Consider the following 24,696-nt stretch of genomic DNA (forward strand, 5'->3'; position numbering starts at 1 on the left):
GCTCAAAACGGTCTGTAAAGCGAGGGTCCTCCGGATTTTTCTTAGCAAGAGGAGAAATCTCTACAGGGTGGCCGTAAATAAATGTAGGCTGAATGAGTGTTTCTTCAATTTTTTGTTCGAAGAATTCATTGATGATATGACCCACCGTCATTGAGTTTGTGATCTCGATACCATGCTCTTTTGCATGACCGCGCGCCGCGTATCCGCGGCAGTAGTCCCACGTCACGTAGGCCTCGGGGATCGGGTCGTAGGCCGGCTCGTGCGGTCGCACTGTGCCGTCCACGAGCAGTTGCAGCAGGTTCGCCCGCAGCATGTCCCAGTCGTGGTAGTGGTCCTGCTGGCAGTCGTCGCAGCAGACCACCAGGCCGCGAATGCCGCGGTGGCCCAGCAGGGCCTCGTAGACGGCGAGGTCCGCGAGGTCCTCTTCGACGGCAAGGCGCTCGTGGGCGTCCAGTGGCTGACCGGGCTCGATTGCGTCGAGCGCGGCGGAGGGATCGGCGGGGTCACCGGCGAACGGGTCCGGCGGCAGACCGGGGGGCAGTTGATCTCGCACAGGTCCACGGTACGCAGCGCAGGCGGGTCTGCGCCAGCGGATCGGTCACCGCGTTCGCTCGCATGCTCGTACAGCCGATACCATTGTGGGCGGGCTGAGGGAATAGGTCGCCCTCGATCGAGCATTCTTCCCAGACCCGAAGCAATCACGACTTGACCGCGCCGCGGGGTTCCGACGCCCTGCACGGCGGCGCACCACAGTTCCAGGAAAGGGTCCCGAGCCGCATGAGTATTTCCGGAGGACACGTGCGTACCGGAGGGGACCGCCCCGACAAGGTTGCCATGCTCGGCCTCACCTTCGACGACGTGCTGCTGCTGCCCGCCGCGTCGGACGTCATCCCGAGCCAGGTCGACACCTCGAGCCAGTTGACCCGCGACATCCGTCTGCGGGTGCCGCTCGTGAGCTCCGCGATGGACACCGTCACCGAGTCGCGGATGGCGATCGCCATGGCGCGTGCGGGCGGCATGGGCGTGCTGCACCGGAACCTGTCGACCGAGGCGCAGGCCGGGCAGGTCGAGACCGTCAAGCGGTCCGAGGCGGGCATGGTCACCGATCCGGTGACCTGCAATCCCAGCGACACCCTCGCCGAGGTGGACGCCATGTGTGCCCGCTTCCGCATCTCGGGCCTGCCGGTGACCGACGAGCAGGGTCAGTTGGTCGGCATCATCACCAACCGCGACATGCGCTTCGAGGTCGACCAGAACCGCCCGGTCTCGGAGGTGATGACCCCGGCGCCGCTGATCACCGCGCGCGAGGGCGTCACGGCCGAGGCCGCGCTCGGCCTGCTGCGTCGCCACAAGATCGAGAAGCTGCCGATCGTGGACGGTCAGGGCAAGCTCACCGGACTGATCACGGTCAAGGACTTCGTCAAGACCGAGCAGCACCCCGACGCCACCAAGGACCGCGACGGCCGCCTGCTGGTCGGCGCCGCGGTCGGTGTCGGCGACGACGCATGGGCCCGGGCGATGACGCTCACCGATGCCGGTGTCGACGTGCTCGTCGTCGACAGTGCCCACGGCCACTCCCGGAACGTGCTCGAGATGATCACCAAGATCAAGGCCGAGGTCGGCGACCGGGTGCAGATCATCGGCGGCAACATCGCCACCCGAGGCGGCGCTCAGGCGCTGGTCGATGCCGGTGTGGACGCGGTCAAGGTCGGTGTCGGTCCGGGGTCGATCTGCACCACCCGCGTCATCGCCGGCGTCGGTGCCCCGCAGATCACCGCGATCCTCGAGGCCGTCGCCGCCTGCAAGCCGCTCGGCGTGCCGGTGATCGCGGACGGTGGCCTGCAGTTCTCCGGCGACATCGCCAAGGCGCTGGCGGCAGGCGCGTCGACCGCGATGCTCGGCTCGCTGCTCGCGGGCACCGCCGAGTCGCCCGGCGAGATGGTCCTGGTCGGCGGCAAGCAGTTCAAGAGCTACCGCGGCATGGGTTCGCTCGGCGCGATGCAGAGCCGCGGCCAGGGCAAGTCCTACTCCAAGGACCGCTACTTCCAGGACGACGTGCTCTCCGAGGACAAGCTGGTGCCCGAGGGCATCGAGGGCCGGGTTCCCTTCCGTGGCCCGCTCTCGCAGGTCATCCATCAGCTCACCGGCGGACTGCGTGCGGCGATGGGCTACGCGGGTTCCGAGACCATCGAGGACCTGCAGGAGGCGCAGTTCGTGCAGATCACCGCGGCGGGGCTCAAGGAGAGCCACCCGCACGACATCACCATGACGGTGGAAGCGCCGAACTACGCCGCGCGCTGACGCCGCGGGATAGTTTTCCAGCGAAGATCCAAGGCAAGCATCAGCCACAACGAAGAAAGGGGCGCGCGTGCGCGACCTCGTTGAAATCGGCATGGGCCGGACAGCCCGCCGCACCTACGAGCTGGACGACATCGACATCGTCCCCTCGCGCCGGACTCGGTCCTCCAAGGAGGTGTCGACGGCCTGGCAGCTGGATGCGTACCGTTTCGAGATCCCGGTGCTCGCCCACCCGACCGATGCGTTGGTCTCGCCGTCGTTCGCGATCGAACTCGGCAAGCGCGGCGGACTCGGCGTCATCAACGGCGAGGGGCTGTGGGGTCGGCACGCCGACGTCGACGCCGCGATCGCCGGGCTGATCGAGGTCGCCGAGTCCGACACCGACGCGGACGCGCCGATCGCGAAGCTGCAGCAGTTGCATGCCGCACCGATCCAGCCGGACCTGCTCGCCGCCGCGGTCGCGCAGGTGCGCGAGGCGGGCGTGACGACCGCGGTCCGGGTCAGCCCGCAGAACGCGCGGGCGCTGACGCCGGCGCTGGTCAAGGCGGGCATCGACCTGCTGGTCATCCACGGCACCATCATCTCCGCCGAGCACGTCGCGCACGGCGACAGCGAGCCGCTGAACCTCAAGACCTTCATCTCGGAGCTTGACGTGCCGGTCGTCGCGGGCGGCGTCAGCGACCACCGCACGGCGCTGCACCTGATGCGCACCGGCGCGGCCGGCGTCATCGTCGGCTACGGCTCCACCGAGGGCGCCACCACCACCGGTGAGGTGCTCGGCATCGGAGTGCACATGGCGACGGCGATCGCGGACGCCGCGGCCGCCCGCCGGGACTACCTGGACGAGACCGGCGGCCGGTACGTGCACGTCATCGCGGACGGGGACATCCGGACCTCCGGCGATCTCGCCAAGGCCATCGCGTGCGGCGCCGACGCCGCCGTCCTCGGCGCCCCCCTCGCGGTCGCCGCCGAGGCGCCCGGGCACGGCTGGTACTGGCCGTCCGCTGCGGCGCATCCGTCGATGCCTCGCGGTGCGCTGCTGCCGGTCTCCTTCGGCGAGGAGCGGCCGTCCCTCGACCGGGTGCTCACCGGTCCGTCGGACGATCCGTACGGCTCGCTCAACCTGGTCGGCGGCCTGCGCCGCTCGATGGCCAAGTCGGGCTACTCCGACCTCAAGGAGTTCCAGAAGGTCGGACTGACGGTCCGCGCCTGACCTCCCCGCACGTGTGAACGGACCGTGCGGCGCCCACACGGCGCTGCACGGTCCGTTCGCGTTCGCGGGGGATCCGCCCGGGCGTTCATCTGCAGTTTCTGGTACCTGTCGTGACAGTTAGGCAACCCTTGTGGTATCGGTCACAGTCGCAGGGTGCATACTGGCGGGTAACTAACGGGTTCATGGTGGAGGTGTCCTGATGGGCAAGCGTGCAACGGATTTCGACGTCCTGATCATCGGCTCGGGATTCGGCGGCAGCGTCACCGCGCTGCGGCTGGTCGAGAAGGGCTACAAGGTCGGTGTGCTCGAGGCCGGGCGGCGGTACGCCGATGCGGACTTCGCGAAGACGAGCTGGGACCTCAAGCGGTTCCTCTGGGCCCCCGCCCTCGGCTGCTACGGCATCCAGCGCGTGCACATGCTGCGCGACGTCCTGATCCTCGCGGGTGCCGGAGTCGGTGGCGGTTCGCTGAACTACGCGAACACGCTCTACAAGCCGCCGACGTCGTTCTTCCAGGACCCGCAGTGGCGCGAGATCACCGACTGGGACGCCGAGCTGACGCCGCACTACGAGCAGGCCCGCAAGATGCTCGGCGTCGTGCAGAACCCGCACATGACCCCCGCCGACGACATCATCAAGTCGGTCGCCGACGACATGGGGGTCGGCGACACCTTCATCCAGACCCCGGTCGGCGTCTTCTTCGGGGAGCCCGGCGAGACCGTGAAGGATCCGTTCTTCGGCGGTGCCGGCCCGGACCGCACCGGCTGCATCGAGTGCGGCGAGTGCATGACCGGCTGCCGGCACGGCGCGAAGAACACCCTGGTCAAGAACTACCTCGGGCTGGCCGAGAAGGCCGGCGCGCGCGTGGTCCCGATGACCACCGTCACCGGACTGCACGAGGCCTCGGACGGGACCTGGGACGTGGTGACCCGCCGCACCGGCGCCAAGGTTCGCAAGAACCACAAGACCTACACCGCGCAGCACGTCGTCGTCGCGGCCGGGACGTGGGGCACCCAGCAGTTGCTGCACAAGATGAAGGACACCGGCGCGCTGCCGAAGCTCTCGTCGACGCTCGGCGAACTGACCCGGACGAACTCCGAGGCGATCCTCGGGGCCGCGAAGCTGAAGGTCGACCCGAACCTCGACCTCACCAAGGGCGTCGCGATCACCTCCTCGTTCCATCCCGCCGCCGACACCCACATCGAGCCGGTCCGCTACGGCAAGGGGTCGAACGCGATGGGCATGCTGCAGACCCTGTTGACCGACGGCGGCGGCACCACGCCCCGCTGGGTGAAGCTGGTCAAGGTGATCGCCGCCAACCCCTCGCAGATGGCCCGGATGCTGTCGGTCAAGAACTGGAGCGAGCGGACGATCATCGCCCTGGTCATGCAGAACCTCGACAACTCGATCACCACCTACACCAAGCGGGGCCTCCTCGGTCGCCGCAAGGTGACCAGCAGGCAGGGCCACGGCGAGCCGAACCCGACGTGGATCCCGGCCGGAAACGAGGCCACCCGCCGGATCGCCGAGAAGATCGACGGTGTCGCGGGCGGCACCTGGGGTGAGGTCTTCAACGTGCCGTTGACGGCGCATTTCCTCGGCGGCTGCGCGATCGCGGCGGACCGGGAGCACGGAGTCATCGACCCGTACCACCGCGTGTACGGGTACCCGACGCTCAGCGTGGTCGACGGTGCCGCGGTGTCGGCGAACCTCGGCGTGAACCCGTCGCTGACCATCAGCGCGCAGGCCGAGCGCGCCGCGTCGCTGTGGCCCAACAAGGGCGAGCAGGACACCCGGCCGGGGCAGGGCGAGGGCTATCAGCGACTGAATCCGGTCGCGCCGAACAGCCCGGTCGTGCCCGCGGGCGCGCCGGCCGCGCTGGTGCTGCCCATCGTCGAGATCCGCAGCAGCATCCCTGCCGCGAAGAAGCCCGCCGCGAAGAAGCCCGCCGCGAAGAAGCCGGTCGCGCAGAAGGACGAGAAGTCCGAGTCCGGTACCGGCGCGGCCTGACACGAACGGCCCGGGGGAGCATGATCGACCCGTGGATCGTCGGGTGGTCGGGCGCGTGACGGGGGCGGTCGCGACGGTTCTGCTCGCCGCGACCGTCGCGTCCGCCGGGTCGCCGGTGGCCTCGGCGGGCCCGGTGGCCCGTGCGACCGATCCCGACCCGCGGATCGGTCCGCTGTTCGTCGCGGGCACCCCGGTGCACTTCTGCAGCGGGGCGGTCCTCCACAGCGCGGGCGGCGACCTGGTGGTGACCGCCGCGCACTGCCTGGCGGGCACCGGCGTCGGGGTCGGTTTCGTCCCGGGGTTCGACCGTGGCGCGGCGCCGTTCGGTGAATGGGCGGTGACGGAGGTGTACCTCGACCCCCGGTGGGTCGCGACGCAGGATCCCCGCAGCGACTACGCGGTGGTCCGCGTGCGACGCGCCGACGCTGTTGGCAGCGTGGAGGCGTCGGTCGGGGGAGGGCTACCGATGACGGTCGCGCCGGCCGCCGGGGTGGGAGTGACGGTGACCGGGTACCCCGCAGGCGACGACCGTCCCGTCACGTGTGCCGGCGGGGTCACCTCGACGACCGGCTACCCGACCCTGGCCTGCGACGGCCTCAGCGGCGGTACGAGCGGGGCGCCGTGGGTGGACGCGTCGGGGGTCGGTGCGGTGATCGGCGGGCTCGAACAGGGCGGCTGCACGGACTCGGTCTCCTACTCGTCCGCGTTCGGTCCCGACGCGCTGACACTGGTTGGCCGGGCGGACGCCGGCGCGCCGGGTGACGTCGCGCCGTTGGCCCCGATGGGCCCGTGCACCGGGTCGTGACCGCCCGCCCACGGGCTGTGCGAGGTGCCGGAGCTGGGCAGATTAGACTGAGCGGGTGGTAGACACCCAGCATTCCGGCCCCTCACAGCAGAATCCCGTCCTCGTCGTCGATTTCGGGGCGCAGTACGCGCAGCTGATCGCGCGACGGGTGCGCGAGGCCAGCGTCTACTCGGAGGTCGTGCCGCACACCGCGACCGTCGAGGAGATCGTGGCCCGCAAGCCGGCGGCGGTGATCCTGTCCGGCGGACCGTCCAGCGTCTACGCCGACGGCGCCCCGCAGCTCGACGCTCGGCTGTTCGACCACGACATCCCGGTGTTCGGCATCTGCTACGGATTCCAGGCGATGGCGGGCGCGCTCGGCGGCACCGTCACGCACACCGGCACCCGCGAGTACGGCCGCACTCAGCTCAGCGTGGACGGCGGCGTCCTGCACGAGGGCCTGCCCGCGACGCAGCCGGTGTGGATGAGCCACGGCGACGCCGTCACCGACGCCCCGCACGGCTTCGAGGTCACCGCGACCAGCGCCGGCGCGCCCGTCGCCGCGTTCGAGGACCGGGCTCGCAGGCTCGCCGGCGTCCAGTACCACCCGGAGGTGCTGCACTCGCCGCACGGCCAGCAGGTGCTCACGCGCTTCCTCCGTGAGATCGCCGGGATCGCCCCCACGTGGACCGCCGCAAACATCGCCGACGCGCTGATCGAGCAGGTCCGCGAGCAGGTCGGCGACGGCAAGGCGATCTGCGGCCTGTCCGGCGGCGTCGACTCCGCGGTCGCGGCCGCACTCGTGCAGCGCGCCATCGGCGACCGCCTCACCTGTGTGTTCGTCGACCACGGCCTGCTGCGAGCGGGGGAGCGCGAGCAGGTCCAGCAGGACTTCGTCGCGTCGACCGGCGCGAAGCTGATCACCGTCGACGCGGTCGACACCTTCCTCGGGGAACTGGACGGTGTCTCCGACCCGGAGAGCAAGCGCAAGATCATCGGCCGCGAGTTCATCCGCAGCTTCGAGGGCGCGGTGAGCGAGGTGCTCGGCGAGTCCGCGGTGCACGGCGAGGCGGTCGAGTTCCTGGTCCAGGGCACCCTGTACCCGGACGTCGTCGAGTCCGGCGGCGGCACCGGCACGGCGAACATCAAGAGCCACCACAACGTCGGCGGGCTGCCCGAGGATCTGCAGTTCGCCCTCGTCGAGCCGCTGCGCCTGCTGTTCAAGGACGAGGTCCGCGCGGTCGGGCGGGCGTTGGGCCTGCCCGAGGAAATCGTTGCGCGCCAGCCGTTCCCGGGTCCCGGTCTCGCGATCCGCATCGTCGGTGAGGTGACCCGTGACCGGCTGGAGCTGCTGCGTCAGGCCGACTCGATCGCCCGCGAGGAGCTCACCGCCGCCGGTCTCGACGGCCAGATCTGGCAGTGCCCGGTGGTGCTGCTCGCCGACGTGCGTAGCGTCGGCGTCCAGGGCGACGGCCGCACCTACGGCCACCCGATCGTGCTGCGGCCGGTCTCCAGCGAGGACGCGATGACCGCCGACTGGACCCGGTTGCCGTACGACGTGCTCGAGCGGATCTCCACCCGCATCACCAACGAGGTGCCCGACGTCAACCGCGTCGTCCTCGACGTCACGAGCAAGCCGCCGGGAACCATCGAGTGGGAGTGATGCGCCGCAGGCGCTGATTCCCAGCAGATTCGCAGGAACAGCCCAGGGTCCTCGCCGGGGAGCGTGACTCAATGGCGGAGTGACCCAGACCCGCACAGAGTTGACCGATCCGACGACCGCCGCGCCGCCGCGGCCGGCGGGCCCGCCCGCCGCGTCGGGGACCAGGCGCCCGGCCACCCGGTGGGAGCGGATCGGACTCGCGGTCCTGCTCGCCGGCACCGCGGTGGCGTACCTGTGGAACATCACCGTCAACGGCATGGGCAACCAGTTCTACGCCGCCGCGGCGCAGGCCGGTTCGCGCAGCTGGAAGGCGCTGCTGTTCGGTTCGCTCGACAGCGCCAACTTCATCACCGTCGACAAGCCGCCGGTCTCCCAGTGGGTGATGGGCCTGTCGGGACAGATATTCGGCTTCGGCAGTGCCAGCATGCTGATCCCGCAGGCGCTGATGGCGGTCGCGTCCGTCGCGCTGCTCCACGGCGCGGTGGGCCGGGTCAGCGGCCGCGGTGCGGGGCTGTTGGCCGGGGCAGCGCTGGCGCTGACACCCGTTGCGGCGCTGATGTTCCGGTTCAACAATCCGGACGCCGTGATGGTCCTGCTGATGACGGCCGGGGCCTACGCCGCGGTGCGTTCGCTGGAACGGGCCAGTGCCCGGTGGATCGCGCTCGCCGGGGCCGCGCTCGGGTTCGCGTTCCTGGCCAAGATGCTCGAGGGCCTGATGGTGATGCCCGCACTGGTGGTCGCATTCGCGGTGGCCGCGCCTGCGCCGGTGCGTGCCCGGCTGGTGCGGTTGCTCGGCGCGCTGGCGGCGTTCCTGGTCTCGTCCGGGTGGTTCGTCCTGTTGACGTTGGTGTGGCCGGCGAGTTCGCGGCCGTACCTGGCCGGGTCCACCGACGACAATTTCATGAACCTGGTGCTCGGCTACAACGGTTTTGCGCGGGTCCTCGGGCGTAACCACCCCGGCGGCGGTGCCGGTGGCCCGGGCCCCGGACAGGGCGCCGTGGTGCCGCCGAACGGTCAGGCCGCCCACGACGTCGCGGCCGGATCCGCCGCGCACGGCGGCGGTTTCGGTGGTTTCGGCGGCCAGACGCAAGGTCTCGGCCGGCTGTTCACCGGCGAGTTCGGGTTCGAGATCGGGTGGCTCGTCCCGGCCGCCCTGCTGGCCATGGTCCTGGTGGTCGCGTCGCGGTGGCGGGCGCCGCGCACCGACCTGGTGCGGGCGGGCGCGATCGTCTTCGGCGGCTGGCTGGTGGTGGACGGGTTGGTCCTGAGCTACATGAGCGGCACCATCCACCCCTACTACTGCCTCTCGCTCGCCCCCGCGGTGGCGGGCATGTTCGCTATCGGAGTGCACGAGATGTGGACAAGGCGGACAACGTGGTTCGGCAGGTCGGGGCTGGCCGGCATCCTGCTCGCGGCAGGGGTGTGGAGCTTCTGGATCCTGGGCCGCAACGCGGACTGGATGCCCGCATTGCGGTGGGTGATCCTGGCCGTATCGGTGGTGTCCGCGGCGACGGTGCTGGCGCCACGGGTCGGCCGCGACGGTCGTCTCGGGACGGTTGCCGTCGTGGTGGGAATCGTTGCAGCACTGTCGGGCTCGGGTGCCTACGCGATCGCGACCCTGGGACAGCCGCACACCGGTGGCGGTCCGACGGTGGGTCCCGCGGCAGCGCACCGGTCCGGCGGGCCCGGCGGGGCGTTCGGGGAGGGCGAGTCCGATCCGCAACTGGACTCGATGCTCGCGACCACCGACACGACGTGGTCCGCCGCCGTCGACCGGTCCTCGACCGCCGCGGGACTCGAGCTGTCGAGTGACACCGCGGTGATGGCGATCGGCGGGTTCACCGGTTCGGACCCGACCCCGACGCTTGCCGAGTTCGTCGACTACGTCAGGAACGGCCAGGTGACGTACTACCTCGTGCAGAACCGTGCGCAGGACGGCGGCGACCGGTCGCCGGGCGGCCAGGACGCTACCGCGCAGTCCGGACAACAGTCGCAGGCAGGGCAGCAGGCGCGGGCCGGTCGCGGGGCTGCACCCGGGGGCAGGGAGAGCGCGCACAAGGACATCGCGGACTGGGTGGCGGCTCACTTCACACCGATCACCGTGGGTTCGACAACGGTGTACGACCTGTCCGGCTACCGGGGCTGACGGCGGCACCCGAGTGCCCGGAGATTCACAGCGGATTGCCAGTTCGGGGCCCCCGCAGCGGAGTTGACTGGAGTTAGCGCCGCAGAGCAGTCGTGGCTCCTCACCGCAGCCTCTCCGGTGCACGAGGAAGGATCGACGATGAACACGGTAGGCGGGACGGGCTCCCGCAGAATTCTTGCCAGGTGCCTGGTGGCGGGCGCGCTCGTCACGATGCCGGTGGTCGCGGCGGCGGCCCCGGCCGAGGCGGCGGCGACGGGACCCGCTCCGGTCGCCGCGGCCTGGCAGCACGGCAACGATCACCACGGCAACGGGTGGAATCAGGGTCACCACATGGGCTGCCCCGGCGGCGGGGGCTGGCGCGACAACGACGGCAACTGGCACCGCCACGACTGCGACGGGAACCGCGGCAACCAGAATCCGTGGTGGAACTGGCAGCAGCCGGGTCCTGCGCAGAACCCGTTCGCCGGACTGTTCGGCGGATTCCTCGGCAGCTGACCGAGCTATCCCGAAGCGGGAGGCGACGGGACGTCGGTCGAGCCGGGTACCCCGAGGCGGTCGGCCAGCCACGGCAGGCCGTCGGTGACGGCTTGGGTGGCGAACTGCCAGGTGTGTCCGCCCGGGCTGGTGTGCACCGAGCAGCTCACCTGTAGGGCGGTGGCGGACGCGCACAGGGCGTCCGCTGCGCCCTTCTCGTCGGTGTCCGGGGTGCCGTCGCGCCCGCCGTAGCCGCTGCCCCCGCCGTCGGACTGGGGTGCCCGGCCGCCCGCGTGGGCTGGGTTGCCGCGCCGCGGCGGCGCCGCGTTGTCCTCGAACAGACCGGACACCCCGGTGTACGGGCCGTGCGCGGCCATGACGGTGGTCGGGTCGAATTCGGCCCACGCCGCGGCGTTGCCGCCGTAGAGACGGTCGACGGTCTGCTCCTTGGTCCCGGACGTGGGTCCGAGGTCGCCGGCGATGTCGACGAAGCTGCTGAACAGTTCCGGATGCATGACCGTGAGGTCGACGGCGCAGGTTCCGCCCATCGACCAGCCGATGACGCCCCAGTTCGCCGGGTTCGCCGAGGCGCCGAAGGTGGACACCACGTACGGCCGCACGTCCTCGGTGAGGTGGTCGGCGGCGTTTCCTCGCGGACCGTCGACGCACTCGGTGTCGTTGTTGAAGCTGCCGCCCGCGTCGACGAACACCAGGATCGGAGCCTGCCCGCCATGACCGTTCGCGTACGCGTCCACCGTCGAGGTGATGTTGCCGCTGCGCATCCAGTCTGCGGGGGTGTTGAACTCGCCCGCGATCATCATGACGGCGGGCAGGGTGGGCGGGGTGGCCCCGGCGAACCATGCGGGCGGGAGGTAGACGTATTCGGTGCGGTGCGTGAACCCGCTCGCGGTGTCGGGAATGTCCACGGGCACTACCTTTCCCGTGGACGGGGACGTGCCGCGCAGGCCGGGCAGCTCGTCGGCGGACACCTGGTCCGGCAGCGGTCCCGCGGTGACCGCGCCCCACGCGGCCGCCACGGTCGGGTAGTACCCGACCCACTGGTTCAGGACCAGGCCGACGCACAGGAGGCTCAGCGGTATCGCGAGCAGTGACAGTCCGCGGCGCCACCACCGACTGCCCCGCCACCCGACCGTCGCCACGGCAGCCGAGCCCACGCACACCGCCACCCAGATCCACAGCGGAGCGGGGGCGGGATCGGAGGACAATCCTTGGGAATTCATGTACCAGTGAGTGATCAGTGCACCGGACACCCCGATCGCCACGCAGACCGGAAGCCAGAGCAGCCGCCAACGGGCACTGCGCCACCCGACGACCGCGAGTACCGCCGCGACCGTGACGATCTCGACGGTGAGCGGCAGCCATCCGCCGAGAAGTGACACACCCTGGTGATAGCTTCCGGTGGCATTGAAATTCACGCGGCCAGTGTGAGGGCGTTCCCTGTGAGGTCGCTGTGTGATTCGGCGACTTTCTGCCAGCCGGCACCCAGGTTGGGGGAGTTCACTGAGTTCGACGTTCCGATTCGACGAGATCGTGTGGCGAGAGGAGATCGACGATGAGTCATGCGGTGTACGCGACCGGCACGACCGCCTCGGCCGACGGACTCCCCGGCGTCGACGAACTCGACGATGCCGCGATCGCGTCGGCGGCCGGGGATCGGCACGCGACGGCGCGGGTGATCACGATCCTCCGGCCGTTGGTGACCCGACTGTGCCGTGCCGAACTGGGCTCGGGCGCCGGCGTGGACGAGCGCGCCGCCGGCATCTGCCGCGATGTGGCAGTCGCGGTCGTGACCGCCCGCCGGGGACCGCGGCTGCGCATTGCCTACGAGGCGACGCTCCGGGCTCTCGACGGCGTGCGTCGGGACAGCCCGGCCGTGCTGGACGGTGTTTCGCGGCGCGGACGCGAAGTGCTGACCTTGCGGATCGCCGTCGGGCTGAGTGTGGAGCAGGCGGCTGCGGCGCTCGGGATCGCCCCGGGCCGGGTGCGCGTCGAGCAGCATCGAGCGTTGACCGCACTCCGCACCCCGACGGTTCGGGGTGCGGGCGGCGCGGCGGGGTCCACCGCGTAGTCCTCGCTGCGACGGTTCACTGCTCGGGCCCGATCGCGACGACCGGCGTTACTGCTTTCGGCGTCCGGGTGCGAACACCAGGATCACCCCGACCGCGACCGCCACGATCACGAAGATCCACCGGAACTCGGCGCCGCCGAGCGCGTCGAACCGGTCGGGTCCGATGATCGCCCACGCGCTGATGACGAGTGCGGTCAGTCCGCTCAGCAGCAGGAGCGCGGACGGCCGCCGGCTCGGCTTGCTGTCGATGTCGTTCTTGTCAGCCACGGTGCACCGCCATGTCTCCGACCTTGCCGGTCATGTTGAGGGTCAGTTTCGGTTTGTCGGCGCCCTCCGTGCCGACGCTGAGCCCGTCGGCCAGGCACGCCAGGTCGCCGACGGTGATCGCGCAGTGGTTCTCGACGTTCATGGTCGGTGGGACCAGGACCGTGAAACTGCCTACCCCCGAACTGATGTCGACGGTCTTGTTCTCGGTCAGCTGCACCGAGCGCAGGTCGAGAGTGAAGTCGCCGAGCTGTCCGGAGTACGAGGACTGCAACTCGGATGCGCTGGTCGGGCGCCACTCACGGGTGCCGACGTTCTGGCTGTTCCAGTCCACGGGCCCGACCAGGGAAGCCAGCATGACGAAGCCGATCAGCGGTCCCGTGACGACGAGGAGTCCGTAGCCGCGGCGCAGGAACGCCCCGACGATCAGTCCGATGCCGATCACGGTGAGTCCGACGGCGCCGATTCGACCGGGGGACAACCACTCCGCCCCGCTGGCCGCGCTGACTCCCCAGGTTGCGGCGGACGCGATGATGGCGACGCCGAGCACCGTCGAGGTGAGCCGGGACTTCGGTTGCTCGGGGAGCGCGGGCACGGCGGGCTGCGCCGGTTCGGGCAGGTCCCAGGCGAACGGAGCGACGCCCAGCGGATCCCAGGAAGGGGGCTGCGGGCCGGCCGGCGGCTCGGCCGGGGCGTCGGCGTCCCGGATCGCGGCGTCCTCGGGGGCCGTCGCGGCGGAGGGAGTAGCCACCGTCGGCTCGGCCACCGTCGGCGTCGTGGCGGTCGTGGCGGTCGTGGCGGTCGTGGCTGCCGTCGGTTCGTAGGTCTTCGGCAGCGTCGTGTACACGCCGGGCGCGGTGAACCCGCCGTACTCGGCGGCCGGAGCGACGGTGCCCGGGTACCCGGTCGGTTGGGTCGGGTACGTGAAGCCCACGTCCGTGCCGCCGGGCAGCGGGGGCGGTACCGGTCGGCGCTCGTGCAGCAGCCACAGTCCGCCGAGCATCAGCGCGAGACTGATCAGGCCGGAGCCGCCGAGCCCGACGCCGACCGGGCCGAGGGTGCTCATCGCGATGACCAGCGCCACCGCCAGCACCACCTTCTTGGTGCCGGACTCGGAGCTCTGCCCCCGCCCGATCATCGACTCGGCGGCAGAGACCTGGTCGCCCGCCTGCGGCAGCACCAGCCAGCACGCGAGGTAGAGGACGATGCCCACGCCGCCGAAGATCGTCGAGACCGCGAACGCGACCCGAACCAGGACGGGGTCGACGGAGTACCGGTAGCCGATGCCCGCGGCGACGCCGGCCAGCGGACCCCGGCGGGGCAACCGGACCGGCCTGGTGCGCCACAGCTCGTGCAGCTGATCGGGGAAGCTCGGATTGCTCATGTCACCATCGTGGCGGCGACGGGCCCCTCGACACATCGGGACAAACCCTGATCTTTCCGACCACCCGGTCGCCCGGGCAGATCAGGGTCTGCCCTGATGCGCGGCGCCGCGGGCTCGTGCCACCATCGTGGTGTGCAGCCGCTCCCGCATGCCTTCGTCCCGCCGGAGGTGCCCCAGCCCCGTCTCGAACGCCGCGTCGGCGGTCGGGTGATCGGTGGTGTCGCGGGCGGTCTCGCCGATCACCTCGGTATCGACGTGACCAAGGTGCGGGTGGCGTTCGTGGTCCTGTCCGCGCTCACCGGCATCGGCATCGTGGCGTACGGGCTGCTGTGGATCTTCACCCCGCCCGGCAACGACACCGAACGGCCGAGCGCCGCCGAACGCAGGCGCGCGCTGGGGCTGGCGGTCATCGGCCTTGCGCTGTCGACCGGGCTGGCCTGGCTCGTGAGTGGCACGGCCGCCTCGGTGATCGCGCCGATCATCGTCGTCGCGGTCGGCGCGGCACTGGTGTGGCGTGAGTACGACGACGAGGGTCCGCGCTCGGCGCTCGGGTTGCCGCAACGACCGACCGTGCTGACCTGGGCGCGGGTGCTGGGCGGCGCGACGTTGATCGTGTTCGGTCTCGGCGTGGTGGTGTTGGCGCGGGTGGACATCGAGGCGCTGCGCTCCTCGCTGCTCGCGGTGATCGTGACGTTGATCGGTGCCGGCCTGCTGACCGTGCCGCTGTGGCTGCGCATGTGGCGGGCGCTGGGCGAGGAACGCGCGGCGCGTATCCGCAACGACGAGCGCGAGGAGATCGCCTCGCACCTGCACGATTCGGTGTTGCAGACCCTGGCGCTGATCCAGAAGCAGGCCGACCGTCCGCAGGAGGTGGTGCGGCTGGCACGCAGCCAGGAACGTGAACTGCGCAAGTGGCTCTTCGGCGGCGGGGAGGCGGCGCACGCGAGCCTGGCGGAGGCGCTGCGCACCATCGCCGGCGAGGTCGAGGACCAGCACTGCATCACCGTGCGGCCGGTGACCGTCGGCGACGTGCGACTGGACGAACCGGACTGCGGGCTGTCCAAGGAGGCCTTCACCGCGCTGCTGGGTGCGACCCGTGAGGCGCTCGTCAACGCCGCGAAGCACTCGGGGGAGACGAACGTGGACCTGTTCGCCGAGGCGGAGGCGCGGGAGGTGAACGTCTTCGTTCGGGACCGTGGCACGGGGTTCGACCTGGACGCGGTGCCCGCGGACCGGCAGGGACTGGCCAAGTCGATCCGGGCGCGGGTGGAGCGCCGCGGGGGCCAGGTGGAGGTGCAGTCCGCGCCCGGGCGGGGGACCGAAGTGCGGATCCGGATACCGTTGGGCGGCAACGGCCACGGCTCGGACGAGGCCGCCGATTCCGAGGATCGATCCGCGGAGACCTCACCGTCGACCGCCGAGCATCCCGCAGCAGAACCGAAGGAGCAGCCCAGGTGACAACGCCCGGAACCGACGCGACGGGTTCCACCGTGTTTCGCGTCTTTCTCGTCGACGACCACGCCGTGTTCCGGTCCGGGGTGCGCGCCGAACTCGGTTCCGAACCCGACATCGAGGTGGTCGGCGAGGCCGGCGGGGTGGCGGAGGCTGTCGCGGGTATCAATGCGTCCAAGCCCGACGTCGTGCTGCTGGACGTGCACATGCCGGACGGCGGCGGCGTCGCGGTGCTCGGCGGGATCGAGCCCGGCCCGGTCTGCCTGGCGCTGAGCGTGTCCGACGCCGCCGAGGACGTCATCGCCGTGATCAGGGCCGGCGCGAGGGGCTACGTCACCAAGACGATCTCGGGGTCCGAACTGGCCGACGGGGTGCGTCGGGTGGCGGGCGGCGACGCGGTGTTCGGCCCGCGGCTGGCAGGCTTCGTACTGGACTCGTTCACCGGCCGTTCCGCGGCTCCGGAACCGCCGCTGGACCCGGAACTCGACTCGCTGACCCCGCGCGAACTCGAGGTGCTGCGACTGCTGGCTCGCGGCTACACCTACCGGGAGATCGCCGAGAACCTGGTGATCTCGGTGAAGACCGTCGAGACGCATGCGTCGAACGTGTTGCGAAAGACCCAGCAGTCCAACCGGAATGCGTTGACCCGCTGGGCCCATCGACGTCAGATCGAGTGATCGTCGCCGTAGCGGGCCGGGGCGACGCCCGGCCCGCCCAGCCGTACCCTCGCCGCGAACCACCAGGCGGCGGCCGCGACGAGGATGAACGCGACCGGGATCGGTACCACCAGGGGTGCGGCCAGCGCCGCCACGAGGGTGAGCAGCGGGACCAGCAGCGCCCCGGGGTCCGGCCGGTTCGAGTGCGGCACATCGCAGTTCAGCCAGGCCGGGGCCCCGCCCGCCCTCACCTTCGCGCTCCCGTTCCCGCCGCGACCGGACGCTCGCTGTGCCCGGTTCCGATGTGCGCCTCGGCGCGCATCCGCTCGACCATGTGGGGGTAGTGCAGCTCGAACGCCGGGCGCTCGGACCGGATCCGGGGCAGCTCGGTGAAGTTGTGCCGCGGCGGCGGGCAACTGGTGGCCCACTCGAGCGAGTTGCCGTAGCCCCACGGGTCGTCCACGGTGACGATCTCGCCGTAGCGGTAGCTCTTGAAGACGTTCCACAGGAACGGCAGCGTGGAGGCGCCGAGGATGAAGGCACCGATCGTGGAGACGGTATTGAGGGTGGTGAACCCGTCCGTCGGCAGGTAGTCGGCGTAGCGGCGGGGCATGCCCTCTGCGCCGAGCCAGTGCTGGACCAGGAACGTGGTGTGAAAACCGATGAAGGTGGTCCAGAAGTGCCACTTCGCGAGGCGCTCGTCCATCAGGCGCCCAGTCATCTTCGGGAACCAGAAGTAGATGCCGGCGTAGGTGGCGAACACAATGGTGCCGAAGAGCACGTAGTGGAAGTGCGCGACCACGAAATAGGTGTCGGTGACGTGGAAGTCGATCGGCGGGCTGGCCAGCAGCACGCCGGACAGGCCACCGAACAGGAACGTCACGAGGAAGCCGACCGAGAACAGCATCGGCGACTCGAACGTGAGCTGACCGCGCCACATCGTGCCGATCCAGTTGAAGAACTTCACGCCGGTCGGGACCGCGATGAGGAACGTCATGAAGGAGAAGAACGGCAGCAGCACCGCGCCGGTGGCGTACATGTGGTGCGCCCACACCGCGATCGACAGGGCGGCGATACCCAGAGTCGCGTAGACCAGGCCGCTGTAGCCGAAGATCGGCTTACGCGAGAAGACCGGGAAGATCTCCGACACGATGCCGAAGAACGGCAGTGCCAGGATGTACACCTCGGGGTGGCCGAAGAACCAGAACAGGTGCTGCCACAACATCACTCCGCCGTTGGCGGGGTCGAAGAGGTGGGCGCCGAGCTTGCGATCCACGAACAGTGCGATCAACGCCGATGCCAGCAGCGGGAAGACCAGCAGGCTCAGCAGGCTCGCGACGAGCACGTTCCAGGTGAAGATCGGCATCCGGAACATGGTCATGCCCGGAGCGCGCAGGCAGACAATGGTGGTCACCAGGTTCACCGCGCCGAGGATGGTGCCGAGACCGCCCAGGGTCAGGCCGATGATCCACAGGTCGGCACCGACGCCCGGCGAGTGCGTCGGGTCGGTCAGCGGCACGTAGGCGGTCCAGCCGAAATCCGCTGCGCCGCCGGGGGTGAGGAAGCCGGCGGATGCGATCAGCCCGCCGAAGAGGTAGAACCAGTAGCTCACGGCGTTCAGTCGCGGGAACGCGACGTCGGGCGAGCCGATCTGCAGCGGCATCAGGTAGTTCGCGAAGCCGAAGAACACCGGAGTGGCGTAGAGCAGCAGCATGATCGTGCCGTGCATGGTGAACAGCTGGTTGAACTGCTCGTTCGAGAGGAACTGCATGCCCGGGACCGCGAGCTCCGTGCGCATCAGCAGGGCCATCAGGCCGCCGACGAGGAAGAACGCGAACGAGGTCACGATGTACATCAGGCCGATGGTCTTGTGATCGGTCGTGGTGAGGATCGTGACGATCTTCGAACCCTTGGGTGCGGACACCGGCGGGTAGGGGCGCTCGGAAGCGGCGACCGAGGTCGCTGGGCGGGGCGCGATGTCAACCACGAGCCACGCTCGCGCGGGTGAGATCGGTCAGTCGTGGTGCCCGGGGTTTCGTTTGCACACGCATGAACCGGAATGATTGCCCGCGCTCAGGATTGCCACTAGGGGCGAAGGTCCCGAGGACGGCGGGATCTGTGTCACAGTCCCCGCCGGTGCCTGAGGATTCTATGAATCACGAAGGCACGGAGTATGTTTCACAACGCGATCATGAGCACCACGGCGACGACGACGGCGATCGCGACGAACAGCAGCACGATGGCGACGGCCAGCGGAACGGCCGAGTGCGCAGCGGGCTTTTGCTGCGGTTCGACGACCGGAGCGGTCGGTACCCGCGGACCGGGCCGGGGCACGCTCTGCAGCGGGACGCTGTTCTGAGCGGCGGGCAGGCCGGTGATCGTGCTGGTGGGCAACCGGTTCGCCGTTCGTGACGGGCCGCTGGTCGCGGAGCGGCGGGCCCAGAACGGCACGGTGCCGTCGGCGCCCCGCAGGGGGGTGTCCAGGACGTAGCTGACGCTGCCACCCGCTCCGGCGGCGACCTGCGCCAACAGGTCCCGGGCCTGCGCCATGGTCGGCCGGCGTGCCGGGTCCGGTTCGAGCAGGTGCAGCAGCACGTCGGTCAGGTCGCCGCTGTGCACCGGGCGCATGATCTCCGCCTTGGCCACCTTGTGCAGCAGTGCGATGGTGTTGTCGTCGATGCCGAACGGCGGCTGGCCCTCGGTGGCGGTGTACAGCGTGGCGCCGAGGGAGAACACGTCCGAGGCCTCGGTGGGATCGTCGCCGCGGGCCACCTCCGGGGCGAAGTACGCGGGGGTGCCGGTGATCACCCCCGCCCGGGTGAGCTGCGCGTCGCCCTTGGCGCGGGAGATGCCGAAGTCGCTGATCTTGACGGTCCCGGCGGCCCGGCCACGATCGGCGATCAGGATGTTGCCGGGCTTGATGTCGCGGTGCACGATTCCCGCGGCGTGGGCCTCGGCGAGCGCGTCGGCGACCTGCGCGCCGATCTGGGCGACCTGCAGCGGCGGCAGCGCCTCGGTGAGGTTGAGGGCCTGGGCCAGGCTGCGCGAGGGCAGGTACTCCATCACCAGCCAGGGTTCACCGCTCTCGAGGGCGACGTCGTACATGGCGATGGCGTGGTCGTGGGACAGGCGGGCCGCGATCCGGCCCTCGCGCATGGCCCGGGCCCGAATCTCCTGGGCGGCCTCCTCGGTGAGGCCCGCGGTGGAGACCACCTGCTTGATGGCGACCTCGCGGTCGAGCAGGGTGTCGTGGGCGAGCCAGACCGATCCCATGCCGCCGCCGCCCAGTTTGGAGCGCAGTCGGTAGCGGCCGGCCACCAGGTAGTCCGGTCCGACGATTCGCTGCTCCTGCTCCGCCACACCGTGAGGGTAGTGGACATCCGTTCAGGCCCGCCGTGCGCTGCGATACGGCGGCGCCTTGACGGGTGCCGGGGAAGCGGCTTTACTGAGTGTATTCGAATATGTGTTCGAGTTTGTTTCAGTCGTGGCCGCGCCTTCCCCGCGGATGTCGACCGGCCGGGTGCCGGGCGGAGGGAGGCAGTGGTGACGAGCGTCGCCCCAGAGGTTGTGGACGCAGAGGTCGTGGACGGGGAGGACCTGGACGCAGAAGGTGTTGCCGCAGACAGTGCGCTCTCGCAGGAGTTCGGCCTGGCCGGGTTGTCCAGGCAGGAACGCCTCGACCAGCTCCGGCGCCGGATGGCGGCGGTGCCCGCGCGCGGCGAGGCGGTGGCGGTCCGGCCTGTCCACGAGCCCGACGGCGGCGCGCCCGGAGACGGCAGGCAGGTGCTCCCGGTCCCGACCGCGCTGGCGGCGCTGTTGCCCCGCGGCGGACTCGCCCGGGGCACGGTGGTCTCGGTGTCCGGTGCCGGTTCGCTGCTGCTGGGCCTGCTCGCGTCGGTGACGGAGTCCGGCGGGCATGCGGCAGTGATCGGACTGCCCCGGCTCGGCCTGCTCTCGGCCGCCGAGATGGGGGCCGAACTCGGTCGGCTGGCGCTGATCCCGGATCCGGGACCGGACCCGGTGGAGGTGGCGGCGGTGCTCCTCGACGGCATGGACATGGTGGTGCTGGGCCTCGGCGGACTCTCGGTACCGCCCTCGCGGGCGCGGGCCGTGGTGGCGCGGGCGCGCAGCAAGGGGTCGACGTTGGTGGTGACGGACGGCCGCTGGGGTGGTGCGGAGGTCAGGCTGGAGGCCGCGGTCCGGGACTACGACGGGCTGGGTCGCGGCCTCGAGTCGGGGCGTGGCCGGTTGCGCGGGCTGCGGCTGGCGGTCAGTGCCGAGGGTCGCGCGTTCCAGCGGCGGACCGCCCGGCTCGACGTCCGACCGGTGGGCGGCCGGGTGGAATGGCTGCCGGACACGCCCGCCCGGGATCTGGGATCGCCCGAGCGTGCGGGTGCATTCCGCAGCAGCGGTGTGGCATGACCGCCGCGTCCGCCTCGCGAGTGCTGGCGCTGTGGTGCCCCGACTGGCCCGCGATCGCGGCCGCGGCGGTCGCGGATCTGCCGCCGACCGAGCCGGTGGCGGTGACGTCGGGAAACCGGGTCGTCGCGTGTTCGGCGACCGCCCGCGCCGACGGGGTGCGACGTGGGCTGCGCAGGCGGGAGGCGCAGGCCCGGTGCCCGCGACTGCGGGTGTTCACCGCGGACTCGGCTCGTGACGCCCGGATGTTCGAGCCGGTCGCCGCGGCGATCGACGCGGTGGCTCCGGGGGTGGAGGTGCTGCGCCCAGGGCTGCTGGTGCTCGCCGCCAGGGGAGTCGGTCGCTACTTCGGCTCCGAGGAAGCCGCCGCGGAGCGCCTCGTCGACGAGGCCTCGGTGGCCGGGGTGGAATGCCAGGTCGGAGTGGCGGACGAGCTGTCCACCGCGGTCATCGCGGCTCGCCGGTCGGTGCTGGTTCCATCCGGCGGCGGCGCTCGGTTCCTGGCGCCGCTCCCGGTGGCGGAGTTGGCCGCCGAGCCGAGTCTCGCGGCCGCCGAGCGGGCGGACCTGGTGGATCTGCTGCACCGGCTCGGACTGCGCACCGTGGGTGACTTCGCGGCCCTGGCTCCGGTGGCGGTGGCATCCAGGTTCGGGACCGACGCGGTGATGGCGCACCGCAGTGCGCGGGGCGAGCCGGAGCGACCGCCGTCGGCTCGGCCGCTGCCGCCGGACCTCGACGTCGAACAGCTCTGCGACCCGCCGGTGGACCGGGTCGATGCGGCGGCCTTCGCCGGGCGGGCGCTCGCGGAGCGGCTGCACGTCAAGTTGTCCGCGGCCTCGGTCGCCTGCACCCGACTGCTGGTACGCGCCAGTACCGGTAACGGAGAACATCTTTCGCGTACCTGGCGGTGCGCGGAACCGCTCACCCCGGAGGGCACTGCCGACCGGGTGCGCTGGCAGCTGGACGGCTGGCTCACCGGTCGCAGCGAGTCCCGGCCGACGGCGGGGATCGAGGTGCTGCGACTCGAGCCGGTCGAGGTGGTGGCGGCCGGGGCGCTGCAGTTGGGGCTGTGGGGCGGAGTCGGCGCCGAGGACGAGCGGGCCAGGCGGGCGCTGGTCCGGGTCCAGGGACTGCTCGGCGGTGACTCGGTGCGGGTGGGGGTGCTCAGTGGTGGGCGGGGTCCGGGGGAGCGGGTCACGCTGCTGTCGCTCGGCGACGAGCTGGTGCCGGAGTCGGATCCGTCGGCGCCGTGGCCGGGCAGGCTGCCCGAGCCCGCGCCCTCGGCGGTGCTGCCGGGGCGGCCGCCGGTGGCGCTCGAGGACGCGGAGGGTGCGGCGGTGGCGGTCACCGCCCGCGGCGCCTTCACCACTCCGCCGTCGCGGTTGCGGTGGGGAGCGCGGAGCTGGGAGCTCTCCGGCTGGGCGGGGCCGTGGCCGGTGGACGAGCGGTGGTGGGACCCGGCGGAGGCGCGGCGGTCGGCCCGGGCGCAGGTGCTGCTCGCCCAGGCGCGCGATCGCACCCCGGGTGACGCCGAGCCTCGGGCGTTGCTGCTGATCTTCGGTGGGACCGGGTGGAACATCGAGGGAGTGTACGAGTGAATCGAGGGTCCGCCCAGCGATTGCGCTATACCTACTGGGGGTATAGCGTCGGCTCATGACCTCCGAGCGGGGAACACATGCCGACCATCGGCCCCACGCGGGCGACTCGCAACTCGGGGCTCCGCCGGTCGAGCATGCGGACCACGGCGACGACACCGGACACGCGGGCCACGGCGGACATGCCGGTCACGGCGACCACGCGGGTCACGGCGACCACGCCGGTCAGTTCCGGCGTCTGTTCTGGATCATGCTCGCCGTCGCGGTGCCGGTCGTGCTCGCCAACGCGATGTTCGCCGACCTGATCGGGTACACGCTCCCGCACGACGGCCCGGTCACCTGGATCTCGCCGCTGCTCGGCACCGTGATGTACGTCTGCGGTGGCAGACCCTTCCTCGCCGGTGCGGTCTCGGAGATCCGGGCCAGGCAGCCCGGGATGATGCTGCTCATCGCGTTGGCCATCACGGTCGCCTTCGTCTCGTCCTGGGGCGCGAGCCTCGGCATCCTCAGTCACGAACTCGACTTCTGGTGGGAGCTGGCACTTCTCATCGTCATCATGCTGCTCGGGCACTGGATCGAGATGCGTTCACTCGGCCAGGCGTCGAGCGCGTTGGAGTCGCTCGCCGCGCTGCTGCCCGACGAGGCGGAGCGCCTCGATGCCGCCGACGGCGCGGCGGAAGACGCGGTGACCGTACCGATCTCGGAGCTGGCGGCGGGTGATCTCGTCATCGTCCGGCCCGGTGGGCGAGTCCCCGCGGACGGCACCATTGCGATGGGCACCGCCGACGTCGACGAGTCGATGATCACCGGCGAGTCGCTGGCGGTCCGTCGTGCGCCCGGCGATCGGGTGGTCGCGGGCACCGTCACGACGGACTCGGCGCTGCGGGTGCGGATCACCGCGGTCGGCGAGGACACCGCGCTCGCCGGCATCCGGCGTCTGGTCGCCGAGGCGCAGAATTCGTCTTCTCGCGCACAGGTTCTCGCCGACCGGGCCGCGGGCTGGCTGTTCTGGTTCGCGCTCGGCGCGGCCGTACTGACGGCGTTCGCCTGGCTGCTCCTGGGCACCCCCGAGGAGGCGGTGACACGCACCATCACTGTGCTCGTCATCGCCTGCCCGCACGCGCTCGGTCTGGCGATTCCGTTGGTGGTGTCCATCGCCACCGAACGCGCGGCCCGGGCCGGGGTGCTCGTCACCGACCGTCGCTCGCTCGAGACGATGCGCACCGTCGACGCCGTCCTGTTCGACAAGACGGGCACCCTCACCAAGGGTGAGCCCGCGGTGGTCGGGGTGGTGGCGGTCGCCGGGCACACCGAGGACGCAGTGGTCGCGCTGGCCGCGGCGGTGGAGGGCGACAGCGAACATCCGCTCGGCCGGGCCATCGTCGATGCCGCCCGGCTCCGTGGGGCGGTCGAGGGCGGGCGGGACGAGCACACCGCGCCCGTGGCCACCGCCTTCCAGGCCCGCAACGGGGTCGGGGTCACCGCCACCGTGGACGGGGTGCAGGTCAGTGTCGGCGGTCCCGGCATGCTTGCCGACCACCGGGTGACCGCGCTCGCGCAGACCGAGGACTGGGCCGGCCAGGGGTCCACGGTGCTGCACGTGATCCGCGACGGCGGGGTGATCGGGGCGCTCGCCCTCGCCGACGAGATCAGGCCGGAGTCGAAGCAGGCGATCGACGCCCTGCACGAGCGTGGCGTGCACGTCGCCATGATCACCGGCGACGCCGAGCCGGTCGCCCAGGCCGTCGCCCGCAGCCTGGGAATCGACGAGGTGTTCGCCGGGGTGCTGCCGCAGGACAAGGGCGCGAAGGTCAAGGCCCTGCAGGCCGCGGGCCGGACGGTGGCGATGGTCGGCGACGGCGTCAACGACGCGCCCGCGCTCGCGCAGGCCGACGTCGGCATCGCGATCGGCGCGGGCACCGACGTCGCGATCGCGTCGGCCGGGGTGGTCCTCGCCAGCGACGACCCCCGCTCGGTGTTGTCGGTGATCGAACTGTCCCGGGCCGCCTACCGGAAGATGGTGCAGAACCTGAGCTGGGCGGCCGGGTACAACGCCATCGCGGTGCCGCTGGCGGCGGGTGTCCTGGCGCCGTGGGGATTCACCCTCCCGATGGAGGTCGGCGCCCTGCTGATGTCCGCGTCCACCGTGGTCGTGGCTGTCAACGCCCAGTTGCTGCGGCGGCTGGACCTGCGGCCCGACTCGATTCTCGACGGGGCCGGTGACTAGCCTGGCCGACGGGAATGCGTAGGT

19 protein-coding genes and 1 pseudogene are annotated in these 24,696 nt (G+C 71.0%); 13 read left to right on the forward strand and 7 right to left on the reverse strand.

Annotated features, from left to right (window positions below):
- Window positions 1–196: 196 nt before the first annotated feature.
- Window positions 197–553 (reverse strand): annotated as a pseudogene (locus ACFXGJ_RS04720) (DUF5319 domain-containing protein); the annotation flags it as partial.
- A gap of 224 nt (window positions 554–777) precedes the next feature.
- On the opposite strand from ACFXGJ_RS04720, the gene guaB reads away from it, so the two are divergent.
- The 7 genes from guaB (at window position 778) to ACFXGJ_RS04755 (ending at window position 10,607) form a co-directional block, all read left to right on the forward strand.
- Entirely contained in the window at window positions 778–2,301 is a 1,524-nt protein-coding gene (gene guaB / locus ACFXGJ_RS04725) for an IMP dehydrogenase (RefSeq protein WP_378616992.1), read from the forward strand.
- A 67-nt stretch (window positions 2,302–2,368) separates the two neighbouring features.
- Complete coding sequence (locus ACFXGJ_RS04730; RefSeq protein ID WP_378616994.1) at window positions 2,369–3,511, forward strand: GuaB3 family IMP dehydrogenase-related protein; 1,143 nt, start codon at window positions 2,369–2,371, stop codon at window positions 3,509–3,511.
- A gap of 199 nt (window positions 3,512–3,710) precedes the next feature.
- Complete coding sequence (locus ACFXGJ_RS04735) at window positions 3,711–5,519, forward strand: FAD-dependent oxidoreductase (RefSeq protein ID WP_378616996.1); 1,809 nt, start codon at window positions 3,711–3,713, stop codon at window positions 5,517–5,519.
- Window positions 5,520–5,550: 31 nt separating this feature from the next.
- Window positions 5,551–6,324: a trypsin-like serine peptidase gene (locus ACFXGJ_RS04740; protein ID WP_378616998.1), complete on the forward strand. Its 774-nt coding sequence runs from the start codon at window positions 5,551–5,553 to the stop codon at window positions 6,322–6,324.
- Between the two features lie 55 nt (window positions 6,325–6,379).
- Window positions 6,380–7,966: a glutamine-hydrolyzing GMP synthase gene (gene guaA / locus ACFXGJ_RS04745; protein WP_378617000.1), complete on the forward strand. Its 1,587-nt coding sequence runs from the start codon at window positions 6,380–6,382 to the stop codon at window positions 7,964–7,966.
- Window positions 7,967–8,045: 79 nt separating this feature from the next.
- Window positions 8,046–10,112 (forward strand): ArnT family glycosyltransferase, encoded by a 2,067-nt coding sequence (locus ACFXGJ_RS04750; protein WP_378617002.1) that lies wholly within the window; start codon window positions 8,046–8,048, stop codon window positions 10,110–10,112.
- A 138-nt stretch (window positions 10,113–10,250) separates the two neighbouring features.
- Window positions 10,251–10,607 carry a hypothetical protein gene (locus ACFXGJ_RS04755; protein WP_378617004.1) on the forward strand — a complete coding sequence of 119 codons (357 nt, stop codon included), beginning with the start codon at window positions 10,251–10,253 and terminating at the stop codon, window positions 10,605–10,607.
- Between the two features lie 5 nt (window positions 10,608–10,612).
- Here ACFXGJ_RS04755 and ACFXGJ_RS04760 read toward each other — a convergent pair whose 3' ends face one another.
- Window positions 10,613–12,022: an alpha/beta hydrolase gene (locus tag ACFXGJ_RS04760; protein WP_378617006.1), complete on the reverse strand. Its 1,410-nt coding sequence runs from the start codon at window positions 12,020–12,022 to the stop codon at window positions 10,613–10,615.
- Window positions 12,023–12,159: 137 nt separating this feature from the next.
- On the opposite strand from ACFXGJ_RS04760, the gene ACFXGJ_RS04765 reads away from it, so the two are divergent.
- Window positions 12,160–12,675 carry a sigma factor-like helix-turn-helix DNA-binding protein gene (locus ACFXGJ_RS04765; protein WP_378617008.1) on the forward strand — a complete coding sequence of 172 codons (516 nt, stop codon included), beginning with the start codon at window positions 12,160–12,162 and terminating at the stop codon, window positions 12,673–12,675.
- A gap of 48 nt (window positions 12,676–12,723) precedes the next feature.
- Here the strand turns inward: ACFXGJ_RS04765 and ACFXGJ_RS04770 are convergent, their stop codons facing one another.
- Window positions 12,724–12,942, reverse strand: a complete 219-nt coding sequence (locus tag ACFXGJ_RS04770; RefSeq protein ID WP_378617010.1) for a hypothetical protein — start codon at window positions 12,940–12,942, stop codon at window positions 12,724–12,726.
- On the reverse strand, window positions 12,935–14,323 hold the full coding sequence (locus ACFXGJ_RS04775) for a PspC domain-containing protein (RefSeq protein WP_378617012.1): 1,389 nt from the start codon (window positions 14,321–14,323) through the stop codon (window positions 12,935–12,937). Before ACFXGJ_RS04775 ends, ACFXGJ_RS04770 begins: the two co-directional genes overlap by 8 nt.
- 96 nt (window positions 14,324–14,419) lie before the next feature.
- Here ACFXGJ_RS04775 and ACFXGJ_RS04780 point away from each other — a divergent pair, with 96 nt between their 5' ends.
- Complete coding sequence (locus ACFXGJ_RS04780; protein ID WP_378617014.1) at window positions 14,420–15,781, forward strand: PspC domain-containing protein; 1,362 nt, start codon at window positions 14,420–14,422, stop codon at window positions 15,779–15,781.
- Window positions 15,778–16,452 carry a response regulator gene (locus ACFXGJ_RS04785; RefSeq protein WP_378617016.1) on the forward strand — a complete coding sequence of 225 codons (675 nt, stop codon included), beginning with the start codon at window positions 15,778–15,780 and terminating at the stop codon, window positions 16,450–16,452. The genes ACFXGJ_RS04780 and ACFXGJ_RS04785 overlap by 4 nt, the downstream gene beginning before the upstream one ends.
- On the opposite strand, the gene ACFXGJ_RS04790 is transcribed toward ACFXGJ_RS04785, so the two are convergent.
- The 3 genes from ACFXGJ_RS04790 to ACFXGJ_RS04800 form a co-directional block, all read right to left on the reverse strand.
- Complete coding sequence (locus ACFXGJ_RS04790) at window positions 16,440–16,682, reverse strand: hypothetical protein (RefSeq protein ID WP_378617018.1); 243 nt, start codon at window positions 16,680–16,682, stop codon at window positions 16,440–16,442. The genes ACFXGJ_RS04785 and ACFXGJ_RS04790 overlap by 13 nt on opposite strands.
- Window positions 16,679–18,418, reverse strand: coding sequence for a cytochrome c oxidase subunit I (ctaD, locus tag ACFXGJ_RS04795; RefSeq protein WP_378617020.1), 1,740 nt, complete (start codon window positions 18,416–18,418; stop codon window positions 16,679–16,681). The genes ACFXGJ_RS04790 and ctaD overlap by 4 nt, the downstream gene beginning before the upstream one ends.
- A gap of 191 nt (window positions 18,419–18,609) precedes the next feature.
- Window positions 18,610–19,791, reverse strand: coding sequence for a serine/threonine-protein kinase (locus ACFXGJ_RS04800; protein WP_378617022.1), 1,182 nt, complete (start codon window positions 19,789–19,791; stop codon window positions 18,610–18,612).
- Between the two features lie 237 nt (window positions 19,792–20,028).
- Between ACFXGJ_RS04800 and ACFXGJ_RS04805 the strand changes: the two genes are divergently transcribed.
- From ACFXGJ_RS04805 to ACFXGJ_RS04815, 3 genes are read left to right on the forward strand one after another with little or no spacing between them, the layout of a single operon-like run.
- Window positions 20,029–20,853 carry a hypothetical protein gene (locus tag ACFXGJ_RS04805; RefSeq protein ID WP_378617098.1) on the forward strand — a complete coding sequence of 275 codons (825 nt, stop codon included), beginning with the start codon at window positions 20,029–20,031 and terminating at the stop codon, window positions 20,851–20,853.
- On the forward strand, window positions 20,850–22,448 hold the full coding sequence (locus ACFXGJ_RS04810) for a DNA polymerase Y family protein (RefSeq protein WP_378617024.1): 1,599 nt from the start codon (window positions 20,850–20,852) through the stop codon (window positions 22,446–22,448). The genes ACFXGJ_RS04805 and ACFXGJ_RS04810 overlap by 4 nt, the downstream gene beginning before the upstream one ends.
- A gap of 55 nt (window positions 22,449–22,503) precedes the next feature.
- Window positions 22,504–24,672 (forward strand): heavy metal translocating P-type ATPase, encoded by a 2,169-nt coding sequence (locus ACFXGJ_RS04815; protein ID WP_378617026.1) that lies wholly within the window; start codon window positions 22,504–22,506, stop codon window positions 24,670–24,672.
- The last annotated feature ends 24 nt before the right edge of the window (window positions 24,673–24,696 follow it).

Origin of the sequence: Rhodococcus sp. NPDC059234 (assembly GCF_042754225.1) — a bacterium.
In the GTDB taxonomy this organism is placed as follows: Bacteria; Actinomycetota; Actinomycetes; order Mycobacteriales; family Mycobacteriaceae; genus Rhodococcus_G.